The following is a 5,479-nucleotide window of genomic DNA, read 5'->3' as shown; positions in this document are numbered from 1 at the left end:
GGCTTGGTGTGCGGGTTGTCGACGCGGAAGATGCGGACGCCGTGCTCCATCCAGTGGCGGAGCACCCGTACCGTCTCGGTGACCAGGCCGTCCATGTCGGCGTCGAAGGCGATGGGGTAGATGTCCTGGTACTTCTTCGGCGGGTTCTCGGCATAGGCGATCGTGCCGTCGGGGCGGTGGTGGAACCACTGCGGGTGCTTCTCCACCCACGGGTGGTCCGGGGAGCACTGGAGGGCGAAGTCCAGGGCGACTTCGAGGCCCAACTCGCCTGCCCGGCCCACGAAGTGGTCGAAGTCCTCGAGCGTGCCGAGGTCGGGGTGGATGGCGTCGTGGCCGCCCTCGGAGGAGCCGATCGCCCAGGGGACACCGACGTCGTCCGGGGTCGCGGTCAGCGTGTTGTTGCGGCCCTTGCGATGCGTGGTCCCGATCGGATGGATCGGAGGCAGGTAGACCACGTCGAAGCCCATCTCCGCGATGGCCTCAAGACGCTTCTCCGCCGTCCGGAACGTGCCGTGCGGCTCGTCCAGCGTCCCCTCCGAGCGCGGGAAGAACTCGTACCACGAGCCGTACAGCGCCCGTTGCCGCTCCACCAGCAGGGGGAGGGGGTCGGAGGCCGTCACCAGTTCACGCAGGGGGTGGCGGGCGAGGACCTCGGAGACCTCCGGGGCCAGGGCCGAGGCCAGGCGCCAGGCGGCCGGACGGTCCTCGTCGCGCAGGGCCGTGACCACGTCCAGCACGGTGTCGCGGAGCTTCGCCGGGACCCCCGCGGCCGCGCGTTCGTACAGCCGCGCGCCCTCCTCCAGCACGGCCTCGGTGTCGATGCCGGCCGGGATCTTGATCTCGGCGGTGTGCCGCCAGGTGGCGATCGGGTCGGACCACGCCTCCACCGAGTAGGTCCAGGTGCCGGGCCGGTCCGCGCTGACCAGGGCGCCCCAGCGGTCGGTACCGGGGGCGAGTTCGCGCATCGGGGTGAAGGGGCCGGGCCGGCCGTCCGGGTCGCGCAGCACGACGTCGGCGGCGACCGCGTCGTGCCCCTCGCGGAACACGGTGGCCGACACCTCGAAGACCTCGCCGGGCACCGCCTTCGCGGGCCTGCGCCCGCCCTGGACCACCGGCCGCACGTCCAGGACCGGGATACGGCCCGTCACGGGCTGCCCTGCGGGGGGCTCGGGCGCGGCGGTCGGGGTCGCGTCCGGCGGTGGGGCCTTGTGGGCCGGCCGGGCCGGTTTTCTGCCGGCCGCCTTGCCGGGGGTCACCGGTGCTGACGAGTGGTGCGTGGCGGGCATGACCGCTCCTGTCCGCGTCGACATGAGTGTGGGCCGGGTGTGCGGGCGACGGTTTCCTGCTGCGGTGCTGTGGTGCCTGGTGCGTCGTACCGGGGGAGCCTTCCCACCCCGTTCGGGTGGGCAATCCGGAACTTTGGTTAACTACTCGCGCGTACAACTGCGTACGGGCCCGGCCTTACGTCTCCCGGATTCCCGCCCGGCGTGCCTTGACTCCCCCCGGTACGGCGGGGTTCGGCCAATTCCCGGCACTTCCCGGCGCTTGCGCACCCCGCGCCCCTCGTCCGCGCTCCGTTCCCCTGCGTACCTGATGTGCCGTAATCGGGCCGCTTCACCCGGATGCGTCCTCGGTGACGCCCCGGTAACCACTACCGTCGACAATGACGACGAGACGTACAGCGCCGTGCGTCTCACCATGCGACGCGTCCGAGGTGAATGTGAAGGCGATCCGTCGGTTCACCGTCCGTCCAGTTCTCCCCGAACCCCTCCGGCCGCTCAGCGACCTGGCGCGCAACCTGCGCTGGTCCTGGCATGCGGAGACGCGCGACCTGTTCCAGTCCGTCGACCCCGAGCACTGGGCGGCCGCCGAGGGCGACCCGGTCCGGCTGCTGGGCCGGGTGAGCCCCGCGCGCCTCGCCGAGCTGGCGGAGGACCGGCGCTTCCTGCGCCGGCTGACCGCGGTCGCCGACGACCTGGACGACTACGTGACCGGCGACCGCTGGTACCAGCAGCAGGGTGACGGGCTGCCCGCCGCGGTCGCGTACTTCTCGCCCGAGTTCGGCATCACCGCGGCCCTGCCCCAGTACTCCGGCGGCCTCGGCATCCTGGCCGGCGACCACCTCAAGGCCGCCAGCGACCTGGGCGCCCCGCTGATCGGCGTCGGACTGCTCTACCGGCACGGCTACTTCCGCCAGACCCTCTCCCGCGACGGCTGGCAGCAGGAGCACTACCCCGTCCTCGACCCCAACGAGCTGCCTCTCGTCCAGCTCAAGGAGGACGACGGCACCCCCGCCCGCGTCTCCCTCGCGCTGCCCGGCGGCCGCGCCCTGAACGCCCGGATCTGGGTCGCACAGGTCGGCAGGGTGCCACTGCTGCTGCTCGACTCCGACGTGGAGGAGAACGACCCGGCCGAACGCGGCGTCACCGACCGGCTCTACGGCGGCGGCAGCGAGCACCGGCTGCTGCAGGAGATGCTGCTCGGCATAGGAGGTGTCCGCGCGGTGCGCACCTACTGCCGGCTCACCGGGCACGCCGAGCCGGAGGTGTTCCACACCAACGAGGGGCACGCCGGGTTCCTCGGCCTGGAGCGCATCGCCGAACTGGGCAGGCTGGGGCTGGACTTCGACGCGGCGCTGGAGACCGTACGGGCCGGGACGGTGTTCACCACGCACACTCCCGTGCCCGCCGGCATCGACCGCTTCGACCGGGACCTGGTCGCCCGGCACTTCGGGCCAGACGCCGAGCTGTCCGGTCTCGACCCGCGCCGGGTGCTGGCGCTGGGCACCGAGACCTACCCGGGCGGCGAGCCGGGCCTGTTCAACATGGCCGTGATGGGGCTGCGCCTGGCCCAGCGGGCCAACGGCGTGTCCCTGCTGCACGGGCGGGTCAGCCGGGAGATGTTCGCGGGACTCTGGCCGGGGTTCGACGCCGAGGAGGTGCCGATCACCTCGGTCACCAACGGGGTGCACGCCCCGACCTGGGTCGCCCCCGAGGTACTGCGGCTGGGCTCGCGCCAGCTCGGCGTGCAGCGGGCCGAGGACGCGCTCACCGTCGGCGGGTCCGAGCGCTGGGACGCGGTCGCGGAGATCCCGGACCAGGAGATCTGGGAGCTGCGCCGCACCCTGCGGGAACAGCTCGTGCTGGAGGTACGGTCCCGGCTGCGCGCCTCCTGGCGGCAGCGCGGGGCGGCCGACGCCGAGCTGGGCTGGATCGACGGGGTGCTCGACCCCGACGTGCTCACCATCGGCTTCGCCCGGCGCGTGCCCTCCTACAAGCGGCTCACCCTGATGCTGCGGGACAAGGAGCGGCTGACCGAGCTGCTGCTGCACCCGCAGCGGCCGGTGCAGATCGTGGTGGCGGGCAAGGCGCACCCGGCGGACGACGGCGGCAAGAAGCTCGTCCAGGAGCTGGTGCGGTTCGCGGACGACCCGCGGGTACGGCACCGGATCGTGTTCCTGCCCGACTACGGCATGGGGATGGCGCAGAAGCTCTATCCCGGCTGCGACATCTGGCTGAACAACCCGCTGCGCCCCCTGGAGGCGTGCGGCACCTCCGGGATGAAGGCCGCGCTGAACGGCTGTCTCAACCTGTCGGTGCAGGACGGCTGGTGGGACGAATGGTTCCAGCCCGACTTCGGCTGGGCCATCCCCACGGCGGACGGCGCGGCCACCGACCACGAGCGCCGGGACGACATCGAGGCCGCCGCGCTGTACGAACTCCTGGAGGGCCGGGTCACCGCCCGCTTCTACGAGCGCGGCCGGGCCTCGCTGCCCGACCGGTGGATCGAGATGGTCCGCCAGACCCTCACCCTGCTGGGCCCGAAGGTGCTCGCCGGCCGCATGGTCCGCGAGTACGTCGAGCGCCTCTACGCCCCGGCCGCCCAGGCCCACCGCGCGCTCGCCCCGGACACCGCGCGCGAACTGGCCGACTGGAAGGCGCGGGTGCGTGCCGCGTGGCCCGGTGTGAGCGTGGACCACGTGGAGACCACCGCGCCCACCGCCACCGCGGAGCTGGGCTCCAGTGTCGGGGTGCGGGTGCGGGTGGGGCTCGGTGAGCTGACCCCGGACGACGTGGAGGTGCAGGTGGTCTCCGGCCGGGTCGACTCCGGCGACCGCATCACCGACGCCGGCACGAACCCGCTGAAGCCGGTCGGCAGCCCCGACCTGGAGGGCCGCTGGCTCTACGAGGGCCCCCTCTTCCTCGACCGCACCGGCCCCTTCGGCTACACCGTCCGCATCCTCCCCGCCCACCGCCTCCTCGCCTCCACGGCGGAGACGGGCCTGGTGACCGCACCTTCGGAGGAGGCGGTGGAGTCGGCGGGGGTGCTGCTGCGCTGAGTGGTCCGCTGCCGGGGGTGGGCCGTCCGCCGGCCCAGCCCCGGCAGGCTCGTCGTGCGGCCCTAGCTCTCGTCCTCGTCCGCGCAGAGGCGTTTCAGGGTGGCGCCGCACCTGCGGGCGTAGGCGTGCTGGAGGGCGCGGGCGACGGGGCCGGCGGTGCGGGTGTACCACTTGGCGGGGCGGCTGTAGGCGGCGACCGTGAGCCAGACCGTGCCGTCGCCGGTGCGCTCGACGACGAAGGCTTCCTCGCCGTCCTCGGGGTGGCCGGGCAGGGTGCCGTAGGCCCAGCCCGCGCGGCGGGGCTCGTCGGCGGCCCAGACGACCCGGCAAGGGGCCTTGATCATGCCCGCCAGGTTGACCGTGACCTCGGTGCCGGGGGTCGCGCGCTCGGCGGTGGTCTCCATGCCGACGCCCATCGCGCGGTGCATCTCCCAGGTCAGGACCGCCTCCGTGGCCCGGCGGAAGACGCCCGGACCCTCGCCGATCCGGGTGCGGGAGAAGAGGTGGTGGAAGCCGGGCGGGCAGACGGCGAGATCGTCGCGGGTAGCGCCGACCGGCTCGTAGGTGAAGGGCGCCGAGGACATGGGCACCAGACTAGGGCGCCCCCCGGAAGATCACCTTTCCAGGGGGCGCCCAGTCTCAACTACTGGACCACTAGCTGACGTTGACCGCCGACCAGGCCGCCGCCACCGCGTTGTACTCGGCGCTGCCGGAGCCGTAGAGCGCGGAGGCCGCGTTCAGCGTCGCCGTGCGGGCCGCCTTGTAGTTGGTGGTGGAGGTCATGTACGTGGTCAGCGCCTTGTACCAGATCTGGAGCGCCTTGGCGCGCCCGATGCCGGTGACCGTGGAGCCGTTGTAGGTCGGGGAGTTGTACGAGACCCCGTTGACCGTCTTCGCGCCGCTGCCCTCGGACAGCAGGTAGAAGAAGTGGTTGGCGACGCCGGACGAGTAGTGCACGTCCTTGCTGCCGACCGAGGAGGACCAGTAGTCCGCCGAGCCGCCGTCCTTGCTGGGCTTGTCCATGTAGCGCAGCGGGGTGCCGTCGCCGTTGATGTCGATCTTCTCGCCGATGAGGTAGTCACCGGGGTCGGAGGCGTTGTTCGCGTAGAACTCCACGCCCGTGCCGAAGATGTCCGAGGT

At 72.5% G+C, this 5,479-nt stretch carries 4 protein-coding genes; 1 reads left to right on the top strand and 3 read right to left on the bottom strand.

Annotated elements, in window-relative coordinates; all coding sequences use genetic code 11:
• Positions 1 to 1,286, bottom strand: a 1,286-nt coding sequence (locus GT030_RS34830) for a maltotransferase domain-containing protein (protein ID WP_161204483.1), incomplete at its 3' end; no start/stop codon positions are given.
• Positions 1,287 to 1,720: 434 nt separating this feature from the next.
• Between GT030_RS34830 and GT030_RS34825 the strand changes: the two genes are divergently transcribed.
• The gene (locus GT030_RS34825; RefSeq protein WP_161204482.1) at positions 1,721 to 4,339 is read left to right on the top strand and encodes a glycosyltransferase family 1 protein; all 2,619 of its coding nucleotides are present in this window, start codon (positions 1,721 to 1,723) and stop codon (positions 4,337 to 4,339) included.
• Between the two features lie 62 nt (positions 4,340 to 4,401).
• Here the strand turns inward: GT030_RS34825 and GT030_RS34820 are convergent, their stop codons facing one another.
• Positions 4,402 to 4,923 (bottom strand): DUF1990 domain-containing protein, encoded by a 522-nt coding sequence (locus tag GT030_RS34820; protein ID WP_161204481.1) that lies wholly within the window; start codon positions 4,921 to 4,923, stop codon positions 4,402 to 4,404.
• Between the two features lie 70 nt (positions 4,924 to 4,993).
• Positions 4,994 to 5,479, bottom strand: a 486-nt coding sequence (locus GT030_RS34815; RefSeq protein ID WP_161204480.1) for a peptidase M4 family protein, incomplete at its 5' end; no start/stop codon positions are given.

It is taken from the genome of Streptomyces sp. SID1328 (assembly GCF_009865595.1).
Taxonomy (GTDB): Bacteria; Actinomycetota; Actinomycetes; order Streptomycetales; family Streptomycetaceae; genus Streptomyces; species Streptomyces griseoluteus.
This window is presented reverse-complemented; position numbering and strand designations above follow the sequence as displayed.